The sequence below is a fragment of the Paracoccus sp. MA genome (assembly GCF_020990385.1).
Lineage (GTDB): Bacteria > Pseudomonadota > Alphaproteobacteria > Rhodobacterales > Rhodobacteraceae > Paracoccus.
In genome coordinates, this window is the sequence record NZ_CP087598.1 from 1,911,476 (window position 1) to 1,929,073 (window position 17,598).

At 66.9% G+C, this 17,598-nt stretch carries 19 protein-coding genes and 1 tRNA gene; 6 read left to right on the plus strand and 14 right to left on the minus strand.

The window, feature by feature from the left end:
- Positions 1 to 48 precede the first annotated feature (48 nt).
- Positions 49 to 456, plus strand: coding sequence for a metallopeptidase family protein (locus tag LOS78_RS16515; protein WP_230377525.1), 408 nt, complete (start codon positions 49 to 51; stop codon positions 454 to 456).
- Complete coding sequence (locus LOS78_RS16520) at positions 456 to 1,427, plus strand: 1-phosphofructokinase family hexose kinase (RefSeq protein ID WP_230378536.1); 972 nt, start codon at positions 456 to 458, stop codon at positions 1,425 to 1,427. Before LOS78_RS16515 ends, LOS78_RS16520 begins: the two co-directional genes overlap by 1 nt.
- A gap of 14 nt (positions 1,428 to 1,441) precedes the next feature.
- On the opposite strand, the gene LOS78_RS16525 is transcribed toward LOS78_RS16520, so the two are convergent.
- From LOS78_RS16525 to rpmH, 10 genes are all read right to left on the minus strand, one after another.
- Positions 1,442 to 1,960 carry a histidine phosphatase family protein gene (locus LOS78_RS16525; protein ID WP_028714344.1) on the minus strand — a complete coding sequence of 173 codons (519 nt, stop codon included), beginning with the start codon at positions 1,958 to 1,960 and terminating at the stop codon, positions 1,442 to 1,444.
- 110 nt (positions 1,961 to 2,070) lie between these two features.
- Positions 2,071 to 2,970 carry an acetylglutamate kinase gene (argB, locus tag LOS78_RS16530; RefSeq protein WP_028714345.1) on the minus strand — a complete coding sequence of 300 codons (900 nt, stop codon included), beginning with the start codon at positions 2,968 to 2,970 and terminating at the stop codon, positions 2,071 to 2,073.
- A 61-nt stretch (positions 2,971 to 3,031) separates the two neighbouring features.
- A complete protein-coding gene (gene yihA, locus LOS78_RS16535) occupies positions 3,032 to 3,682 on the minus strand; it encodes a ribosome biogenesis GTP-binding protein YihA/YsxC (RefSeq protein WP_230377526.1) in 651 nt (216 codons plus the stop codon).
- Entirely contained in the window at positions 3,679 to 4,437 is a 759-nt protein-coding gene (locus LOS78_RS16540; RefSeq protein WP_230377527.1) for an MOSC domain-containing protein, read from the minus strand. The genes yihA and LOS78_RS16540 overlap by 4 nt, the downstream gene beginning before the upstream one ends.
- Positions 4,434 to 6,356, minus strand: a complete 1,923-nt coding sequence (gene yidC, locus LOS78_RS16545) for a membrane protein insertase YidC (protein WP_230377528.1) — start codon at positions 6,354 to 6,356, stop codon at positions 4,434 to 4,436. The genes LOS78_RS16540 and yidC overlap by 4 nt, the downstream gene beginning before the upstream one ends.
- A gap of 420 nt (positions 6,357 to 6,776) precedes the next feature.
- The gene (locus tag LOS78_RS16550) at positions 6,777 to 8,057 is read right to left on the minus strand and encodes an EAL domain-containing protein (protein WP_230377529.1); all 1,281 of its coding nucleotides are present in this window, start codon (positions 8,055 to 8,057) and stop codon (positions 6,777 to 6,779) included.
- A 60-nt stretch (positions 8,058 to 8,117) separates the two neighbouring features.
- Positions 8,118 to 9,017, minus strand: a complete 900-nt coding sequence (gene ttcA, locus LOS78_RS16555) for a tRNA 2-thiocytidine(32) synthetase TtcA (protein ID WP_230378537.1) — start codon at positions 9,015 to 9,017, stop codon at positions 8,118 to 8,120.
- A 54-nt stretch (positions 9,018 to 9,071) separates the two neighbouring features.
- Positions 9,072 to 9,311 (minus strand): membrane protein insertion efficiency factor YidD, encoded by a 240-nt coding sequence (gene yidD, locus LOS78_RS16560; RefSeq protein WP_230377530.1) that lies wholly within the window; start codon positions 9,309 to 9,311, stop codon positions 9,072 to 9,074.
- Positions 9,308 to 9,748, minus strand: coding sequence for a ribonuclease P protein component (rnpA, locus tag LOS78_RS16565; protein ID WP_036698437.1), 441 nt, complete (start codon positions 9,746 to 9,748; stop codon positions 9,308 to 9,310). Before rnpA ends, yidD begins: the two co-directional genes overlap by 4 nt.
- Before the next feature lie 31 nt (positions 9,749 to 9,779).
- Positions 9,780 to 9,917 (minus strand): 50S ribosomal protein L34, encoded by a 138-nt coding sequence (rpmH, locus tag LOS78_RS16570; protein ID WP_028714353.1) that lies wholly within the window; start codon positions 9,915 to 9,917, stop codon positions 9,780 to 9,782.
- 239 nt (positions 9,918 to 10,156) lie between these two features.
- Between rpmH and LOS78_RS16575 the strand changes: the two genes are divergently transcribed.
- Both LOS78_RS16575 and LOS78_RS16580 read left to right on the plus strand, forming a co-directional pair.
- Positions 10,157 to 11,587, plus strand: coding sequence for a HAMP domain-containing sensor histidine kinase (locus LOS78_RS16575; RefSeq protein WP_028714354.1), 1,431 nt, complete (start codon positions 10,157 to 10,159; stop codon positions 11,585 to 11,587).
- A gap of 93 nt (positions 11,588 to 11,680) precedes the next feature.
- Positions 11,681 to 11,757, plus strand: a tRNA-Arg gene (locus tag LOS78_RS16580).
- Positions 11,758 to 11,999: 242 nt separating this feature from the next.
- Here LOS78_RS16580 and LOS78_RS16585 read toward each other — a convergent pair.
- A protein-coding gene (locus LOS78_RS16585; protein ID WP_085999836.1) for an IS5 family transposase occupies positions 12,000 to 12,781 on the minus strand; the annotation gives its coding sequence in 2 pieces (ribosomal slippage) (positions 12,000 to 12,439 and positions 12,439 to 12,781; 783 coding nt in all).
- 242 nt (positions 12,782 to 13,023) lie between these two features.
- Between LOS78_RS16585 and LOS78_RS16590 the strand changes: the two genes are divergently transcribed.
- The gene (locus tag LOS78_RS16590; RefSeq protein ID WP_230377531.1) at positions 13,024 to 13,992 is read left to right on the plus strand and encodes a hypothetical protein; all 969 of its coding nucleotides are present in this window, start codon (positions 13,024 to 13,026) and stop codon (positions 13,990 to 13,992) included.
- The gene (locus tag LOS78_RS16595; protein ID WP_230377532.1) at positions 13,989 to 14,630 is read left to right on the plus strand and encodes a transglycosylase SLT domain-containing protein; all 642 of its coding nucleotides are present in this window, start codon (positions 13,989 to 13,991) and stop codon (positions 14,628 to 14,630) included. Before LOS78_RS16590 ends, LOS78_RS16595 begins: the two co-directional genes overlap by 4 nt.
- A gap of 260 nt (positions 14,631 to 14,890) precedes the next feature.
- Here the strand turns inward: LOS78_RS16595 and LOS78_RS16600 are convergent, their stop codons facing one another.
- From LOS78_RS16600 to LOS78_RS16610, 3 genes are read right to left on the minus strand one after another with little or no spacing between them, the layout of a single operon-like run.
- Positions 14,891 to 15,946, minus strand: coding sequence for an ABC transporter ATP-binding protein (locus LOS78_RS16600; RefSeq protein WP_230377533.1), 1,056 nt, complete (start codon positions 15,944 to 15,946; stop codon positions 14,891 to 14,893).
- Positions 15,943 to 16,725 (minus strand): ABC transporter permease, encoded by a 783-nt coding sequence (locus tag LOS78_RS16605; RefSeq protein ID WP_028713508.1) that lies wholly within the window; start codon positions 16,723 to 16,725, stop codon positions 15,943 to 15,945. Before LOS78_RS16605 ends, LOS78_RS16600 begins: the two co-directional genes overlap by 4 nt.
- Positions 16,722 to 17,570, minus strand: a complete 849-nt coding sequence (locus LOS78_RS16610; RefSeq protein ID WP_028713509.1) for an ABC transporter permease subunit — start codon at positions 17,568 to 17,570, stop codon at positions 16,722 to 16,724. Before LOS78_RS16610 ends, LOS78_RS16605 begins: the two co-directional genes overlap by 4 nt.
- Positions 17,571 to 17,598: the final 28 nt, after the last annotated feature.

The window sequence follows — 17,598 nt, forward strand, 5'->3', positions numbered from 1 at the left end:
ACAAACGGCGGTTTTTGTCCATATCGGGACCAAAGACGAGGTTAGCCGATGCTTGACTGGAAAGACGCCGAGGCCCCCGACGCGGCCATGATCGAGGAACTGGCGCGCGAGGCCATCGCCGGGCTGCCGCCGGAATTCGCCGGACCCGCCGCGCAGGTCGTGCTGCGCATCGAGGATTTCGCCAGCGAGGAATTCCTCGACGAGCTGGAGATCGACGACCCGCTGGAACTGACCGGGCTTTACGACGGCGTGCCGATGACCGAGAAATCCGCCAGCGAGCCCCAGCATTTCCCCGACACGGTCTGGCTGTTCCGCCGCGCCATCCTGGACGAATGGGCCTCGCGCGGGGACGTGACGCTGGGCGCGCTAGTCGCGCATGTCGTGGTCCATGAATTCGCCCATCATTTCGGCTGGTCCGACGACGATATCGCCGCCATAGACCGGTGGTGGGAATGATGGAGCAGGCGCCGATCCTCACCATCACCCTGAACCCCGCCCTTGACGTCACCACCGCCGCCGAACGCGTGGTGCCCGACATCAAGCTGCGCTGCGCGGCGCCGCGTTTCGATCCGGGCGGCGGCGGCATCAATGTCAGCCGGGCGATCCGCGCCATGGGCGGCGACAGCACCGCGCTGGTCGCGCTTGGCGGCGCCACCGGCCAGCGCATCGCCGGGCTGCTGGAGGAAACCGGCGTCCCGCTTGTCACCCTGCCCGCCCCGGGCGAGACGCGGCAGTCCCTGACCGTGGACGACCGCACCATCCGCCAGCAATACCGCTTCGTCATGCCCGGCCCGGAATGGTCCGAAGCCGATGTCGAGGCCGCGCTGGAGGCCGCCGCCGGCGCCGCCGAGCCCGGCGCGCTGGTGGTGCTGTCGGGCTCGAACCCGCCGGGCGTGCCGGCGGGCTTTGCCGCCCTGCTGGCCGAGCGGCTGCGCGGCAGCGGCGCACGGCTGATTGTCGACACCTCGGGCAAGGCGCTGGCCGAGGTCGCCGCCGCCAGCGACCGAAGGGTCGAGATCCTGCGCATGGACGACGAGGAGGCCGAGGGACTCGCCGGCCGGCCCCTGCCCTATCGCGCCGACACCGCCGATTTCGCGGCCAGCCTGGTCGCCTCGGGCGCCGCGCATGGGGTGATCGTGGCACGCGGCCGCGACGGCAACATCATCGCCACCGACAAGGGCATCTGGCATGCCGAGGCGGCGCGGGTGCAGGTGGTCAGCAAGGTCGGCGCAGGCGACAGTTTCCTGGCCGGCTTCACGCTGGGCCATGCCCGCGGCTGGCCGGTCTGCGACGCGCTGGGGCTGGCGGCGGCCGCCGCCTCGGCCACGGTGCTGACGCCGGCGACCGAACTCTGCCGGGGCGAGGATGTCGAGCGGCTGTTCGCCGCCCGCGTGGTGACGCAAATGCGCGGCGGCACGGCCGCCTGAATAGGGCCGAGGCCCTAGGCGCGCCCGTCCATGCGCACGAAGTCCAGCACGCTGCCCTGCGCCGGGCCCAGCTCGGACCAGTCGTCGATCTGGAAATCGACCACCAGCGTCGCCGCGGTCGGATAGCGGCGGAAATCCGGGTCCAGCGGGGCGCGCGCCGGCAGCATGGCGGCGAATTCGGCGATGCCGGGATTGTGCCCGATCATCATCACCGTCGGCGCCGAGGCGCTGCGCAGGATCTCCAGCATCTTTTCCGGCGCGGCGTGGTAAAGGCCCGGCTCGTAACGGATATGCGGCCGCACCTCCAGGGGCGCCATGGCGATGCCGGCCCAGGTCTCGCGCGTGCGTTCGGCGGTCGAGCACAGCACTTCCTCGGGCTCGTAGCCCCGGCTGGCCAGCCAGTCGCCCAGCTCGCGCGCCGAGCGGCGGCCGCGGGCGTTCAGCGGGCGGTCGTGATCCGGTTGCGCCGGATCGTCCCAGGACGATTTGGCATGACGGGTCAGGATCAGACGGCAGTGTCCGAGAGGGGTCATCGAATTGCCTTTTCGGCCATACGGTTAAGATTGGGCAGCGGGTCCGAGGAGCCTGCCACAGCTTCCGCCGCGCGGGCAAGCCCTGTCTTCGCCCCCGCCCGCCCGGGGTCCTACAGCCCGCTGTCGCCCTGGCGCAACCCGCGCGGCTTGACCCGCGGCTCGGTCGAGCGGATCAGCGAGCCGGCGCCATGTTCGGTGAACAGCTCCAGCAGGCAGGCATTCGGCACCCGCCCGTCCAGGATCACCACGGCGCGCACGCCCTCCTCCAGCGCCTTCAGCGCCGTCTCGGTCTTGGGGATCATGCCGCCGGCGATGGTGCCGTCGGCGATCATCGCCCGCACCTGGTCGGGATGCATCGCCGTCACCACCTCGCCCGAAGCGTCCTTGACGCCCGAGACATCGGTCAGCAGCAGCAGCCGGTCGGCCCGGAGCGCGCCGGCGATTGCACCGGCGGCGGTGTCGCCGTTGACGTTGAAGGTCTCGTTATCCTCCATGCCCGTGGCCACCGGGGCGATGACCGGGATCAGCCCGGCATTGTAGAGGTCGCGGATGATCTGCACGTTCATCTCGACCGGGCGGCCGACGAAGCCCAGCTCCGGGTCGTCCGGCTCGCAGACCATCAGGTCGTCATCCTTGCCGGAAATGCCGACCGCGCGGCCGCCGGCGTCGTTGATCGCCTGCACGATCCGCTTGTTGACCAGGCCGGACAGCACCATCTCGACCACCTCGACCGTCTCGCGGGTGGTGACGCGCTTGCCGCGCACGAAACGGCTTTCGATGCCCAGCTTGCCCAGCAGGTCGTTGATCATCGGGCCGCCGCCATGGCAGACGACCGGATGGATGCCGACCTGCTTCATCAGCACGATGTCGCGGGCGAATTCGGCCATCGCCTCGTCGTCGCCCATGGCATTGCCGCCGAACTTCACCACCACCACGGCGCCGGAATAGCGCTGCATGTAAGGCAGGGCCTCGGACAGAGTGCGGGCGGTGGCGATCCAGTCACGGTTCATCTTCTGCTTTCTCATCGAAGGCCCCTGTTCGTCGCGCCCGACCCTAGGACGCGGGCGCCGATCAGTCCACACCGGCGATGATGGCGCGCAGCGTGGCGATGCCCTGGCCCTTGTCCGAGCTTGTGATCACAAGCTCGGGATAGGCGGCGGGATGCTTCTGCAACGCCTCCTGCACCTGCGCGACGGTGGCCTCCATCGCCTCTCTGCCGATCTTGTCGCCCTTGGTCAGCACCACCTGGAAGGGCACGGCAGAGCGGTCGAGCAGCTTCATGATCTCGTGATCGACGTCCTTCACGCCATGGCGCGAATCGATCAGCGTGAAGGCGCGGCGCAGCGTCGGCCGGCCGGCGAGATAGTTCTTCAGCAGCGCCTGCCATTTCGCCACCACCGCCACCGGCGCCTTGGCGAAGCCATAGCCCGGCAGGTCGACCAGATAGGCCTGCTCGCCCAGGGTGAAATAATTGATCTCCTGCGTGCGGCCCGGGGTATTCGAGGCGCGTGCGAGCCCATTCCGGCCGGTCAGGGCGTTGATCAGGCTGGACTTGCCAACATTCGAGCGGCCGGCGAAGCAGACCTCGGGCCGGTCGGCGGGCGGCAGCCCATCCATGGCGACCACGCCCTTGAGGAAATCGACCGGACCGGCGAACAGCTTGCGTGCCGCCTCGGCGGTGTCGGGATCGGGCTCGGGGGCGACGGGAAAGGCGACCTTCATGCCCGCACCTCGTCACCCAGCGCGATCTCGCCGCCACTCACCACCTCGGCATAGATGCCGAAATCGCGATGGCCGAACTGCGCCTCCAGCGCCTCGGGCATGTCGATGTCGATGCGGCCGGTCGAGGGATCGGCGCTGGTCGCCGGGCAGCGGCCGATGGCCTCGGTCACCCGCAGCTCGACATCCCCCACGGTCAGGACATGGCCGATCAGATCGCGTTCGGCATAGGGCGCCCAGCCCTCCAGCCAGAGATTGCCGCGCCAGCGTTCGACGCCCAAAGCCATTCCCAGCCGGGATTCCAGATCCGCCAGGCTCGACAGCGACAGGATCGAGACCCAGGGCTGGTTGACATCGGTCCAGCCGGTCGGCCCGCGCACCAGGCGGGTGGGCGCGGGTTTCCCCTCGGACCAGAGCGGGCGGACCCAGTCCACCAGCCGCGCGCCCTCGGTCTCGGGGTCGAAGTCCAGATCGGGCAGGCCGGGATGGGTCAGGCGGATCCGCCCCTCCTCCGCGCCCTCGCCCCAGCCGCCCTGCACCGCCTGCAGCCCGGCCGAGGCCGCGCCCCGCAGGAAGCAGGACTTGGGCAGCCAGCGTTGCGGCTCCGCCCCGACATGACGCTCGCCGCCCTCGGTCAGCAGCGCCCAGATGCGGTCGCCGGGCAGGCGCCGCGCCGCGGCCAGACGGGTGCGGCGCAGGTCCTCGCCGCCGATCGCCTTGATCGGGTGCCGGCGGATCCGGGCGATGCGGGCGGTCATTTGCCGCCCTTGTCCCCGCCCTTTTCGCCGGCCTTGGCCTCGGTCTTGGCGCGTGAGGGCAGGCTGGAGCGGATGTTGCCGAAGAAGTCGGGCCGGTGGCCGTGCATCGACATGATCGTGTATTGCTGGATGATGGTGATGGTGTTGTTGGTGATCCAGTAAAGCACCAGGCCCGAGGCGAAGCCCCCCAGCATGAACATGAACACCCAGGGCATCCAGGCGAAGATCATCTTCTGCGCCGGATCGGTGGGGGCCGGGTTCAGCTTCTGCTGCATCCACATCGAGATGCCCAGAAGGATCGCCAGAACCGGCAGGGTGAAGCTGTGCAGGAAGCTGCCCTGGCCCGGCGCCGCCCAGGGCAAGAGGCCGAACAGGTTCCACAGGCTGGACGGGTCCGGCGCGGCAAGGTCGCGGATCCAGCCGATCCAGGGCGCGTGCCGCAGCTCGATGGTGACGAAAATCACCTTGTAGAGCGCGAAGAAGATCGGGATCTGCAGCAGCACCGGCAGACAGCCCGCGGCGGGATTCACCTTTTCGCGCTTGTAGAGCTCCATCACCTCTTTCTGGAACTTCATCCGGTCGTCGCCGGTGCGCTGCTTGATGGCCTCCATCTCGGGCTGCAGCTCCTTCATCTTGGCCATCGAGATGTAGGATTTGCGCGCCAGCGGGAAGACCAGCAGCTTCAGCACGAAGGTCAGCGCGATGATCGCCCAGCCCATGTTGCCGATCATGCCGTGCAGCCAGTGCAGCAGGCGGAAGATCGGCTTGGTCAGGAAATAGAACCAGCCCCAGTCGATGGAATCGACGAAGCGGTCGATGCCGGGATTTTCCTGATAGCCGTTGATGACCTCCCAGACCTTGGCGCCGGCGAAGAGATAGCTGGACGAGGTCCCGGTCGCGCCCGGGGCGACGGTCTGCACCGGCATCCGCGTCTCGGCCTGGTAGATGTCGGCGCCGGGGGCGTATTTCACCACCGCGGTGAAGGACTGGCCGGGGGCAGGCGCCAGCGTGGTCATCCAGTATTTGTCGGTAAAGCCGATCCAGCCGTTTTCCTGCACCTCGATCAGCTGGGCCGGCCCCTCGCCCGCCATGGGGTCGAGCTTGGCCATGTCCTTGTATTTCTCTTCCAGAAGCTTGCCGTCGGTCATGCCGACCGCGCCCTCGTGCAGCACGAAGAAGTTCTGGGTGTCGGGCCTGCCGTGCCGGGCCAGAATGCCGTAGGGCGCGGCCGAGAAGGGCGCGGTCCCGGTATTCTCCAGCGTCTGGGTCACGGTGAACAGGAACTTGTCGTCAAGCTCGTAGGTGCGGCGGAAGATCTGGCCGGCGCCGTTGTCCCAGCGCAGCGTCACCGGCTGGCCGGGGGCGAGCGTCGCGCCGGATTCGACCTCCCACACCGTGGCCGGGCCGGGAACCAGCGCCGGATCGGTGCCGGCGGCGGGCATCCAGCCATAGACCGCGTAATAGGGCTTCTGCACCGCAAGCTGCGCCGCGCCGCCCGGAGCCACCGGGCTGCCTTCGGCCTGCACGGTGGTTTGCGCGGTGGGCGACAGCAGGCGAACAGAGGGGGATTGCGGATCGAGCGTCTCGCGATAGCCGGTCAGCTCGAGGTCGTCGATGCGGCCGCCCGCCAGCGAGATCGTGCCGGCCAGCGAGGGAGAGTCGATCCGCACCCGCCCGGCACCGGCCGAAGGATCGTCGCTGGTCGCGGTCGCCGCCTCAAGCTCCGGCGCCGCGCCCTGCGGCACCGCGCCCGGCGTCGCGGGCGAGCCGGTTTCGGGCGTGGTGGCGCCCTGGGTGCTGGTCGGCGTGGTATCCTGGGCGGGGGGCACCGGCTCGGGGGCGAAGAAAATCGACCAGACAAGCATGACGAGGGCCGAAAGCACCATCGCCAGGATGAGATTGCGGTTGTTGTCTTGCATTCCGGACCAGCCCTTCGTCGTCACCCCAGTCTGAGGGTTCGGGCCGCTTCAACAGAAGCGACCGGCAAAGGTCAAGGGAATTTGCCGGAAAACCGGCGCCGCCGCCACCTCGGCCCCGCGACATCGGCCAGCCCGGCAACGGGCGGGCCCGGCAGCTGCCGCCCGCACGCAGCCCCGAGGTCCATGCCGGAGAAGGCCGCCCGGGCCCTGCAAGCCGCCGCCGCGCGGGCTTGGGCGCGGTGCCCGTCCGCCCGCATTCGCAAGCCGGCACCCGGTGACGCGGAAGCGGGCGGGCGCGGCGCAGGGGCCAGGCGCAGGGGTCAGGCCATGATCGCACCCTGCCCCGGTCAAGCGGCCGTCCCCGCGGGCGCTGTGGGTCAGGACCCTGGCCGAGAGCCGCAAGGCAATCGGCAAGCCCATTCACGCCTTGCGGCGCAGGTCGAAGGGCGCGGGCAGGGAATGGCCGTGCGCCAGCAGGAAGTCATCGACCGCCGCGGGCTCAAGTGGCGGCGCCACCGCTGGCCCCTGCACGCCGTTGAAGCCGATCTGCGCCAGAAACGCCTGCTCTTCCTGAGTCGCGACGCCGTCGGCCAGGGTTGCCAGGCCCAGGTGCTCGGCCAGGGCCAGAATGGCCAGGATCATGCGCTGCTGGTCGGCGCGCCGGTCGCAGCCGGCGATGAAGTTGCGGCCGATCCGCACCCGGCGCATGCCAAAGCGGCGCAGGTCGTCCAGCCCGGCGCTGCCGGTGCCGAATTCGCCCAGGGCCACCGCACAGCCCGCGATGCCCAGGCGCTGGAGGCTGGCGCCGACCGGCAGACGGCCGCCGTGGCGGCCGACCGGCTCGGTCACCTCGACCTCGAGCCGCTCGGGCGGCAGGTCCTGGCGGTCCAGCTCCCACAGGATCGCGTCGGCGGTGGCCGGATCAGCCAGCGCGCGATCCGACAGCGGCAACGACAGCAGCGGCACCCGCGCCCCCATCCTGTCCCAGACTCGCAGGGCGGCAAAAGCCTGGCGCAGCACCTGCGCGGTGACCAGCCCCAGGGTTTCGTCGTCCAGGCGCGGCTGCAGTTCGGCCAGATCGCAGCTGTCCTGATCGTCCATCCGGATTCGCGGCAGAACCCGCAGCGCCAGCACCGCGCCGGTGTCGCAGCAGATCTGCGGCTGGAAGAGCAGCCCGATCCGGTCGGGCGCAAGCGCGGGCAGCGCCACCGGCCCGGCTTGGGGAAGCATCTCGACAAAACGCAGCTGTCCGGCGGCCGAAAACGGGCTGCACCCCTGCAAGGCCGCGCGGCCATGGGCATAAAGCGCCGCCGCATCCTGCCGGCCCGATTCGTCGCTGACGATCACCGCATTCACCACCGGGCAGATGCGCAGGTCGGGCAGATCCACGCCGGCCGAGCAGATGGTCTGGAGCCGCGCCAGCAGTCCCGGCACCGCCTGCTGGCGCAAAATGCCAAGCATGCCCTGAATCTCGGCCGAGCCGGGACTGCGCGACTGCGGCAGCAGGCGCAGATCCGCCACCAGCCGCCGCAGCAGCCTGTCCAGCATCTGTTCCAGCATGGCCGGGCCGATGCTGGCGCGCAGCATCTCGACATTCTCGACCCGCAGCACCAGCGCAAGCCGTGCCCCGCCCCGCGCCGCCTCCCTGTTCCTGACCAGCCTTGCCAGCCGTGCCGCAACCGCCGCGATTCCGTATGCCATTCCCAGATCCGAATCTTGTTGTCCGGATCGCAGCCTAGCCCCGCGACGCTTTTCGCGCGGTTAATGTTCGCGCAGGATCGGCACGTCTTTTTCGCTAAAATCCGAGGCATCCGGCATCAGCGCCGTGAAGTCGAACAGCTTCGGGTCCGGCAGGTGCGAGGGGCGCACATTCATCAGCGCCCGGAACATGACCTGGCGCCGGCCGGGCGCACGCGATTCCCATTCGTCCAGCAGCTTCTTGACCTGCATGCGCTGCAGCCCTTCCTGACTGCCGCAAAGGTCGCAGGGAATCACCGGATAGTTCATCGCCCGGGCGAAACGGTCGCAATCGGCCTCGGCCACGAAGGCCAGGGGGCGCAGCACGTTCAGGTCGCCCTCTTCGTTCAGCAGCTTCGGCGGCATCGAGGCCAGCCTGCCGCCATGAAACAGGTTCATGAAGAAGGTTTCCAGAATGTCGTCGCGGTGATGGCCCAGGACCACCGCCTGGCAACCCTCTTCGCGGGCGATGCGATAGAGGTTGCCGCGACGCAGGCGCGAGCAGAGGGCGCAATAGGTCCGGCCCTCGGGCACCTTCTCCTTCACGATCGAATAGGTGTCCTGATATTCGATGCGATGCGGCACCTGACGCTCGGTCAGGAATTCCGGCAGCACGGTCGCCGGGAAACCCGGCTGGCCCTGGTCGAGATTGCAGGCCAGCAGTTCGACCGGCAGCAGGCCGCGCCATTTCAGCTCGTGCAGCACGGCAAGCAGCGTGTAGCTGTCCTTGCCGCCCGACAGGCAGACCAGCCAGCGGTCGCCGGGGCGGATCATGTCATAGGTCTCGATGGCGGCGCGGGTCTCGCGGACCAGCCGCTTGCGCAGCTTGCGGAACTCGGTCGAGGCCGGCGCGCCGCGGAACAGCGCGTGGATCTCCTCTGCCGCGTCGAAGGTCCCGGTCTCGCTGGCGATATCGTCCCGCATCATTCGTCCCCGTGGCGCTTGCGCGCCCTGATTAGCATGAAAGGCACCGCGACGTCAGTCCCGCGGCTGTTCCGAGCCCGGCACCGGATCATGGCCATGCCCGCCCCAGGGATGGCAGCGGCAGATGCGCCGCGCCGCCAGCCAGCCGCCCCGGACCGCGCCATGCCGCTCCAGCGCCTCGAGCGCATAGGCCGAGCAGGTGGGCTGGAAGCGGCAGCCATGCCCGACCCAAGGGCTGGCGACCAGCCGATAGCCGCGCACCGGCAGCGCCAGAAGATGCGCCAGCGGGCTCATTTCCCGTGCACCCGCGCCAGCGCGGCAGCAAGATCGGCGCGCAGCTCGGCGAAATCGCGGCTGACCGTGGTGCCCGGCCGCCCGACCAGCACGTAATCCCAGCCGGGCCGAGCGGCGGCCGGCATGACCTCGCGCGCCAAGGCGCGCAGCCGGCGCTTGGCGCGGTTGCGGACCACGGCATTGCCGATCTTCCTGGAACAGGTGAAGCCGACCCGGATCGCCTGCCCCGCCTCGCCCTCGGGACGCCGGCGGGCCTGCAGCAGAAATCCGGGCATGCCCTGCCGCCGGGCCGAAGCCGCACGCAGGAAATCCGCCCGCTTGCGCAGGGTTTCCAGCCCGCCCCCCGCACCCGCCTCCGAAACGGCAGAAGCCGCCCTGTCCGGCGTCGGGTCAGCGACGGAACGGTCAGAGGCGGCAGCTTCGGGGGTGCTGTCCATCACGGCAAGCCCACGCCCTGCGGCGCAGGGCTTAGGCGCTGAGGGTCTTGCGGCCCTTGGCGCGGCGGGCGTTGAGCACGCGGCGGCCGCCCTTGGTCGCCATGCGCGCGCGGAAGCCGTGGCGGCGGGCGCGAACCAGGTTCGACGGCTGGTAGGTGCGTTTCGACATCTTTCAACTCCGGGTCAGGGCGTGCCAGGGTATGGGCCATCGGCCCACGCAAGACGCGCCGGTCATTCGAGGCCCGCTGGATAGTCGGGCCCGCCGCCCAAGTCAACCACATTGCACGGATTTCGCCGGCGCCGCAGGTTCCGGGGAACCGGGACCATGTCACGCAGGTTTGAACTGCGTAAGGACAGCCACTATGTGAAGCAGCGGCGCCGAGACCCGAGGGAATTGCAAAGCCTACCATGTCCCTGAATACCTTATCCGGCCGATTCGCCCTGCTCACGGGCATGTTCGTGCTTCTGGCCGAGTTGCTGATCCTGCTGCCCTCGATCGCGAACTACCGACTGGATTTCCTGGAATCGCGGCTGGAGCGCGCGCAGATCGCCAGCCTTGCGCTGCTGGCGACCGACGAATCGCTGGCCTCGGACCTGGAATCCGAGCTTCTGGAGAATGCCGGCGTCTTCAACGTCGTGCTGCGGCGCAACGACGTGCGGCAACTGGTGCTGTCCTCGCCGATTCCGGGGCCGATCTCGGCCACCTACGACCTGCGCGAGCAGCCGTTCTGGACCTCGATCCGCGATGCCATGGCGCAGCTTCTCGATCCGCGAAACCAGGTGATCCGGGTGATCGGCGCGCCGGTGAACCAGGCCGGCCAGCTGATCGAGATCACCACCGACACCCAGCGGCTGCGCACCGAGATGATCGATTACGGGCTGCGGCTGCTGCTGATCTCGGCCGCCTTCTCGATCCTGACCGCCATCCTGCTGAACGTGGCGGCGCAGAGGCTGCTGCTGGTGCCGATCCGGCGGGTCATCAGCCACATGACCGCCTATGCCGGCGCGCCGGAGGACGCGCGCTCGATCATCACCCCGAACGCGCGGCTGGCCGAGTTGAACGAGGCCGAGACGGCGCTCGCCGCCATGCAGCGCACCGTGACCTCGGCGCTGAAGCAGCAGGCGCGGCTGGCGCAGCTGGGCCAGGCGGTGGCCCGCATCAGCCACGACCTGCGCAACATCCTGACCACGGCGCAGATCTTCGCCGACCGGCTGGAAACCAGCGCCGATCCCGCCGTGCGCCGCGCCGCGCCGAAGCTGGTGAACTCGATCAGCCGGGCGGTGAACCTGTGCGAGACCACGCTGGCCTTCGGCAAGGCCGAGGAGCCGGCCCCGGCGCTGTCGCGCTTCAACCTCTCGACGCTGGTGACCGAGGTGACCGAGGGCGAGGCGATGGCGGCGGACCGGCTGGACGGGGCCGAGCCCATCGAGTTCCTGACCGACATCCCGCCCAGCCTGACGATTCGTGCCGACCGCGACCAGCTGTTCCGGGTGCTGTCGAACCTGGTGCGCAATGCGCGCCAGGCGATCGAGGCGACGCGCCAGCCGGGCACCATCGAGATCGGCGCCGGCGAGGACGAGCAGGAATGGTGGATCCGCATCGGCGACACCGGCCCCGGCCTGCCGCAGAAGGCGCGGGACTTCCTGTTCCAGCCCTTTTCGGGCGGCTCGCGCAAGGGCGGCACGGGGCTTGGCCTGGCCATTGCGGCGGATCTGGTGCGCAGCCATGGCGGCCGGCTGGAGCTGCTGCGCAGCGATGCGGAGGGCACGCAGTTCATCCTGCACCTGCCGCGCGAGCTGGCCGGGCTTGCGCAGCGGGCGGAAGCCGCGGCGGGATAGGCTGCTCACGGCGATTTCAGGAAAAGATTTTGCCGAAGGTCATTTTTGGCCTTGCGCCCCCCCGGCCCGCACACTAAATCACCGCCTCACAGCGGACCCGTAGCTCAGCTGGATAGAGCACCAGACTACGAATCTGGGGGTCGGGCGTTCGAATCGCTCCGGGTCCGCCATGTATCTTCCTACCGTGTGTCAGATTACTGCTGGCTTTCCGTCAGATTAGTGATCCAAACGGCGTTTCAGCCGGGGGCATGCCATCGGCGCTTTGAGCCCTTTGCGGACTCTCGTGCCCGATGCAGTCTGCATCGAACCCATGCTGCGCGACACGCGAACCTCAGTTCCTGCGGGCTCGGCCAAGAATGCGGCAGAATCGAGCAGAGCTTTGCGAGCAGTTTGTTCCAAGGAAATCTCTAGGTCATGTTGACAAATGGCGGAGCCAGAGCCTGATGCAGGCGACGTCGACGAAGCCAAGGAAGCTTTCGGCGGTTTTGTCGTAGCGGGTTGCAAGGCGGCGGCTATTTTTCAGCTTGTTGAAGCAGCGCTCGACCATGTTGCGCAGGGTGTAGATGGTCATGTCGACAGCCTTGCGCACCCTTCGGTTCCTTCGCATCGGTATCATGGGCAGGGCGTTGCGGCTCTCGATGTCTTCCCGAATTTTATCAGAGTCATAGCCCCTGTCGGCGACCAGAACTGCTGGTTGCGGCAGGTTGTCGGCCATCACCATATCATAGCCGGTGTAGTCGGAATCCTGCCCCGGCGTGATCTCGGTCCTCATCGGGAGGCCTGCGCCGTTGACGCGGAGATGGATCTTGGTCGAGAAGCCACCTCTCGAACGGCCAAGAGCCTCTTTCGGAGTCCCCCTTTTGCGCCCGCCGCATGATGATGGGCGCGGATCACAGTGCTATCAACCATCTGGAGCTTGTCTGGCGCGATCCCAGCGTGGTTCAGCGCATCCAGGATATCCTCCCACAGTCCCGCCAAAGTCCAGCGGCGGAACTGACGGTAGACCGAGGACCACTTGCCAAACTCTTCGGGCAGATCGCGCCATGGCGCACCAGTCCTTGCGATCCAGAATATACCATTCAGAACAAGACGATGGTCCGCAGGTTTCCGCCCGTTAGGGTGCCGGACGGCACGAATGAAGCCCTCGAAGAAGGTCCACTCATCGTCGGATATCAGGTTGCGTGCCAAGTTCATCTCCCACGTAGAGATGAGCTTGAATCATAGGACGACTGCCAGAGGAATCCCTTTTGTCAACACGACCTAAATTCCAGCGTGAAAACTGTCTTCTGCAATAACGTTCATTCTTTGAATTGAGAGGCATGCCGATTGTAGAAAATTGTTGCTTAAGAACGCAAACTGGACTTAATGTGGGGCTCCAGCGACACTCTTGGAGTGTTGCGCGAAGCACGCCCGTCCTAAACTGAGCACCATTTCGAATGACAATGGTTGCTTTCCCGAGTTCGACAGCTTCAATTGTTTGGAGTGATATCGTGAGGCCTTTTCCCTTATGCATCTTGCTTTCATTGGTTTGCGCCTGCTCTGATGCTCCACCTCCTACTGCTAGCTCCTCCCAACCCACACTCGCCTCGCAAGTCTCCACGGTTCCTGCCTCGCAGAATGGCTTTGGCTTTTGCAGCTTCTCCAAAGAAGCGCTGAGCTTCGCTGGAACACCCCTGCAGCAGACTCTGTGCCTTCTGACGCCTGTGCGGCGCTACGCGCAGCTCGGAGAACAGCTCACAGAGCTTCCACCGACATTGGCCGCGATGATGACGGGTGTTGAGGGTGTACCAAGCGTTGCCGCAGTAGAAGCCTATCTGCGGGCTGAGGGAGTAACGCCTGACGCCGTGGGCGGGCTGCTCAGCGGTCCAGTGGCGCGCACCCAAGAGGGATTGCCTGCGCGCTACTTCGTCATTCACGATACGAGCACGCCCTATTTCCTAGACGAGCCCTTTCCCGCTGATATCGATAGGAGCGAGCGGGTAAACACCTTCCGTTATTACGAGAACCGAAAGGCCGCACACCTCTTCATCAACCGAAGGGGGGACGTCCGCCTATACCACGACTTTAGTGTGCCGTGGCGAGCAACGAGACTCGAGGTTGACGTGGTAGGCCTACGTTCGCGCGGGCGGTTCATTCATATCGAGCTTATACAGCCGCGTCGTCGTGACCCGGCGGGTGGAGCCAAGAATGACGCGATCGCGCCTTCGCCAGGCTTCACACAGGCGCAGTATCTGCGGCTGTCCCAAGCCTATATAGTGGCGAGCGCTCGCGCCGGGCGATGGATGATACCGACCTATCACTCTGTGATGGATAACGGAATCAGCGGCGCCCATGATGACCCGCAGGGTTTCAGCCTGTCGGATTGGGACAAAACGCTTGGACAGGTCTTGGAGGGCACGAAATGAGACCGCTCACCGCACTGGTTTTGATATTGGCCTTATCGGCCTGCGAGCTAGTCAACGATGTGTCCCAACCACCTGCGGCTTCCGCTTCGCCGCCCATTACGTTTGCTGCAGATTGGGACGGGCGGACAGAAGGTGCGCAGTGGACCGCCTTTACTCGTCAAGCCCTTGCCACAGAGGGCAAAGCCTTGCTTGCGATCGAGCCCACCGACGTTGATGCCTACTGCCCCGCCTACGCCAAGCTCAGCGGAGAAGAGCGAGAGGCGTTCTGGCTAGGCCTTCTTTCTGCCATGGCTCGTTTCGAGAGCGGCTTCCGTCCTGCCACTTCCTATGAGGAAAGCTTCAACGACAGTAACGGCAACCCCGTCATTAGCCGAGGGTTGCTCCAGTTGTCACATGAGAGTGCCAATGGCTACCGCTGCGGGATCGAGGACGCTGAGCGCCTCCATGACCCGCGCACAAACCTAACCTGTGGGGTGAGAATCATGAATAGACTTGTTTCTAGGGACAGCACTATAGGCACCCAAGTGAACAGGCGCTGGCGCGGCGGGGCGGCATACTGGAGTGTGCTGCGTACGACTAGCGGCAGTAACTCGAAGATACGTGCTTATACCACCGGGTTGGCTATCTGTCAGGGGTGACGCCTGCGGTATGCTTAGATGAGATAAACATCTTTGACGGTATCGCCATAACTCTGGGACACCAATTTGCTTCGCTCGCGCGTCGTCATTGGTAGGATTAAAACGACCGTTTTTCTTTACTGTAAAGCCGTTGTTTGCGCGGGTTTAGCGAATTCACGCTTTTCGCACGCTGGAGATTTTCGGTCACGTGAGACCGGACGTCCGCTTTCGTCCCAAAGCGGACGCCTGCCGTCAGGCACCACAATGCCGTGCCCCGTAAGTCAAAAGTTGCTGGCATCGGACATGGCGGCAAGCACCAGCCAGCCAGCCGGGGCGGCGGCCAGCCGCACCTGCTCGCCCGGTTGCGGCAGGCCGGCGCCGGGCTCGTTGAAGCGGTCCAGCACCACCTCGCGACCCGCCACCCGCGCCCGCAGCCGCTGGACGGAGCCAAGGAATTCGACGCCGGCGATCTCGGCCGGGATGCCCTCGGGCGCGATGCGCAGGCTTTCCGGCCGCGCCGCGAGCGTGATGCGCCCGGCGGGCAGCGGGCGGTCCAGCGCGATCTCGGCCCCCTCGACGCGGACAAGGCCGCGGGCGGCGTCCAGCACCTCGGCCTCGAACCGGTTCAGCGTGCCGACGAAGCCGGCGACGAAATCGGTGGCGGGCTGGTTGTAGATCTGCGCGGGCGTGCCGGTCTGGTCGGCGACGCCCTTGTGCATGACCACGATGCGGTCGGAAATCGACAGCGCCTCCTCCTGGTCATGGGTGACGAAGATGGTGGTGATGCCCAGCTGCTGCTGGATCTCGCGGATCTGGTTGCGCAAAGAGACGCGGATCTTGGCGTCCAGCGCCGACAGCGGCTCGTCCAGCAGCAGCACGCGCGGCCGCGGCGCCAGCGCCCGGGCCAGCGCCACCCGCTGCTGCTGGCCGCCCGACAGCTGCCAGGGATAGCGCCCGCCCAGGTCCGGCAGGCCGATCAGCGCCAGCATCTCGGCCACGCGGCCGGCACGCTCGGCCCGCGCGATGCCGGCGACCTTCAGGCCGAAGCCGACATTCTCGGCCACGGTCAGGTTCGGGAACAGCGCATAGGACTGGAACACCATGCCGATGCGGCGCTGATTCGGCCGCGACCGGGTCACGTCCTGGCCGTCGATGGTGATGCGGCCCGCCGTCGGCGTCTCGAACCCCGCGACCATGCGCAGCACCGTGGTCTTGCCACAGCCGGACGGCCCAAGGAAAGACACGAACTCGCCCTTTTCCACCGACAGGTCGAAGTCGTGGACGACGCGGGTCGGGCCGAAGGATTTCTGCAGATGGTCGAGGGTCAGGAAGCTCATGTCGGTTGAATCCGTGTGCCGAACAGGCGGGAGATCAGCTGCATCACCCCCATGCAGCCCCAGGTGACGGCGAAGGCGATCACCGCCAGCGCCGCCGGCTCATAGGCGCGGTTGGCGCCCAGCAGCTGCATGTAGGGCCCGAAGGCCGGGCGGTTCAGCAGCGCCGCCATGGTGAATTCGCCGATGACGATGGCGAAGGACAGGAAGGCGCCCGACATCACCGCGCCCAGCACGTTGGGCAGGATCAGCCGGCCGATGATCCGCACCCAGCCGGCGCCCAGCGATTGCGCGGCCTCGGTCAGGCTGCGCACGTCCAGCGTGGAAAGCCCGGTGTCGACGGCGCGATACATATAGGGCAGCGCAAGCGTGGCATAGCCGCACAAGAGCAGCAGGTTGGTGCCGGATGCGGTGCCGGTCAGCGGCAGGATCGAGCTGGTGTTGTAAAGCCGGATATAGCCGAAGACCACGACAATGGCCGGGATCACCAGCGGCAGCAGGGTGATGAACTCGATCACCGGGCGCAGCCGCGGCAGGCGCAGCCGCACCCAATAGGCGGTCGGCACCACGATCAGCACCCCCAGCACGATGGTCAGCAGCGCCATGACCACCGAATAGCTGAAGGTCTGCCGGAAGGCCGCGTCCGACAGCACCGAGCGATAAGCGTCCAGCGAATATTCCCCGCGCCGCATCCGCAGCGAGAACTCGATGGTGCCGATCAGCGGCAGCAGGAAATACAGCCCGCCGACGATCAGCGCCGCCCAGGACCAGACCCGTTTCATCGCATCCACCTTTCAGCGCGGGTGCGCATGACGACATAGGCGAGGTTCGCCAGGCCGGTGACGACGATCATGCCGAAGGCCATGGCATAGCCCAGATGCGGGTCCTGCAGCACGTCGCCGCGGATCTGCGCGAACAGCATGATCGGCACGATGGACAGCGACGAGCCGGTCAGCGCATAGGCCGTCGCCACCGCCCCGAAACTGTTGGCGAACAGCAGCGCGAAGGTGCCCAGAAGCGACGGGAACAGGATCGGCAGCGCCACCATGCGCCAGTATTGCCCCGTGCTGGCGCCCAGCACCTCTGCCGCCTCGCGCCATTCGCGCTTCAACCCCTCCAGCGCCGGGGTGATGATCAGGATCATCAGCGGGATCTGGAAGAACAAATAGGTCAGCGTCAGGCCCCAGAACGACAGCAGGTTGAAGCCCATGGCATAGATGTTGATGCCGAACCATTGCCGCAGCAGCATCGTGACCAGCCCCACCCGCCCCAGCGTGGCGATGAAGGCGAAGGCCAGCGGCACCCCGGCGAAGTTCGAGGCGACGCCGGAAAAGGTCATCAGCGGCCCCTTGATCCAGCGCGGCACGCCGCCCATGACCACCGCCGCCGCCATGGCAAAGCCGATCAAGCAGCCCAAAAGCGCCGAGGCCAGCGAGATCTTGATCGAGATGGCAAAGCTCGACACGATCCGCGGCGAGGCGAGCCCGGCCAGATTGGCCAGCGTGAACTCTCCCTGCGGGTTCTGGAAGGCGCCGATGACGATGTTCATCGTCGGCAGCACCAGAAACAGCAGGGCAAAGGCGAAAAAGGGCACGACGCCCAGCCAGTTCCAGCCGATCTGTCTCATTCCGCCTCGCCCGTTCCGGGGGGCCCCG

Coding starts and splice junctions, on each gene's coding strand:
- LOS78_RS16515 (WP_230377525.1), top strand. CDS start 49: ATGCTTGACTGGAAAGACGCCGAGGCCCCCGACGCGGCCATGATCGAG.
- LOS78_RS16520 (WP_230378536.1), top strand. CDS start 456: ATGGAGCAGGCGCCGATCCTCACCATCACCCTGAACCCCGCCCTTGAC.
- LOS78_RS16525 (WP_028714344.1), bottom strand. CDS start 1,960: ATGACCCCTCTCGGACACTGCCGTCTGATCCTGACCCGTCATGCCAAA.
- argB (WP_028714345.1), bottom strand. CDS start 2,970: ATGAACCGTGACTGGATCGCCACCGCCCGCACTCTGTCCGAGGCCCTG.
- yihA (WP_230377526.1), bottom strand. CDS start 3,682: ATGAAGGTCGCCTTTCCCGTCGCCCCCGAGCCCGATCCCGACACCGCC.
- LOS78_RS16540 (WP_230377527.1), bottom strand. CDS start 4,437: ATGACCGCCCGCATCGCCCGGATCCGCCGGCACCCGATCAAGGCGATC.
- yidC (WP_230377528.1), bottom strand. CDS start 6,356: ATGCAAGACAACAACCGCAATCTCATCCTGGCGATGGTGCTTTCGGCC.
- LOS78_RS16550 (WP_230377529.1), bottom strand. CDS start 8,057: ATGGCATACGGAATCGCGGCGGTTGCGGCACGGCTGGCAAGGCTGGTC.
- ttcA (WP_230378537.1), bottom strand. CDS start 9,017: ATGCGGGACGATATCGCCAGCGAGACCGGGACCTTCGACGCGGCAGAG.
- yidD (WP_230377530.1), bottom strand. CDS start 9,311: ATGAGCCCGCTGGCGCATCTTCTGGCGCTGCCGGTGCGCGGCTATCGG.
- rnpA (WP_036698437.1), bottom strand. CDS start 9,748: ATGGACAGCACCCCCGAAGCTGCCGCCTCTGACCGTTCCGTCGCTGAC.
- rpmH (WP_028714353.1), bottom strand. CDS start 9,917: ATGTCGAAACGCACCTACCAGCCGTCGAACCTGGTTCGCGCCCGCCGC.
- LOS78_RS16575 (WP_028714354.1), top strand. CDS start 10,157: ATGTCCCTGAATACCTTATCCGGCCGATTCGCCCTGCTCACGGGCATG.
- LOS78_RS16590 (WP_230377531.1), top strand. CDS start 13,024: ATGACAATGGTTGCTTTCCCGAGTTCGACAGCTTCAATTGTTTGGAGT.
- LOS78_RS16595 (WP_230377532.1), top strand. CDS start 13,989: ATGAGACCGCTCACCGCACTGGTTTTGATATTGGCCTTATCGGCCTGC.
- LOS78_RS16600 (WP_230377533.1), bottom strand. CDS start 15,946: ATGAGCTTCCTGACCCTCGACCATCTGCAGAAATCCTTCGGCCCGACC.
- LOS78_RS16605 (WP_028713508.1), bottom strand. CDS start 16,725: ATGAAACGGGTCTGGTCCTGGGCGGCGCTGATCGTCGGCGGGCTGTAT.
- LOS78_RS16610 (WP_028713509.1), bottom strand. CDS start 17,570: ATGAGACAGATCGGCTGGAACTGGCTGGGCGTCGTGCCCTTTTTCGCC.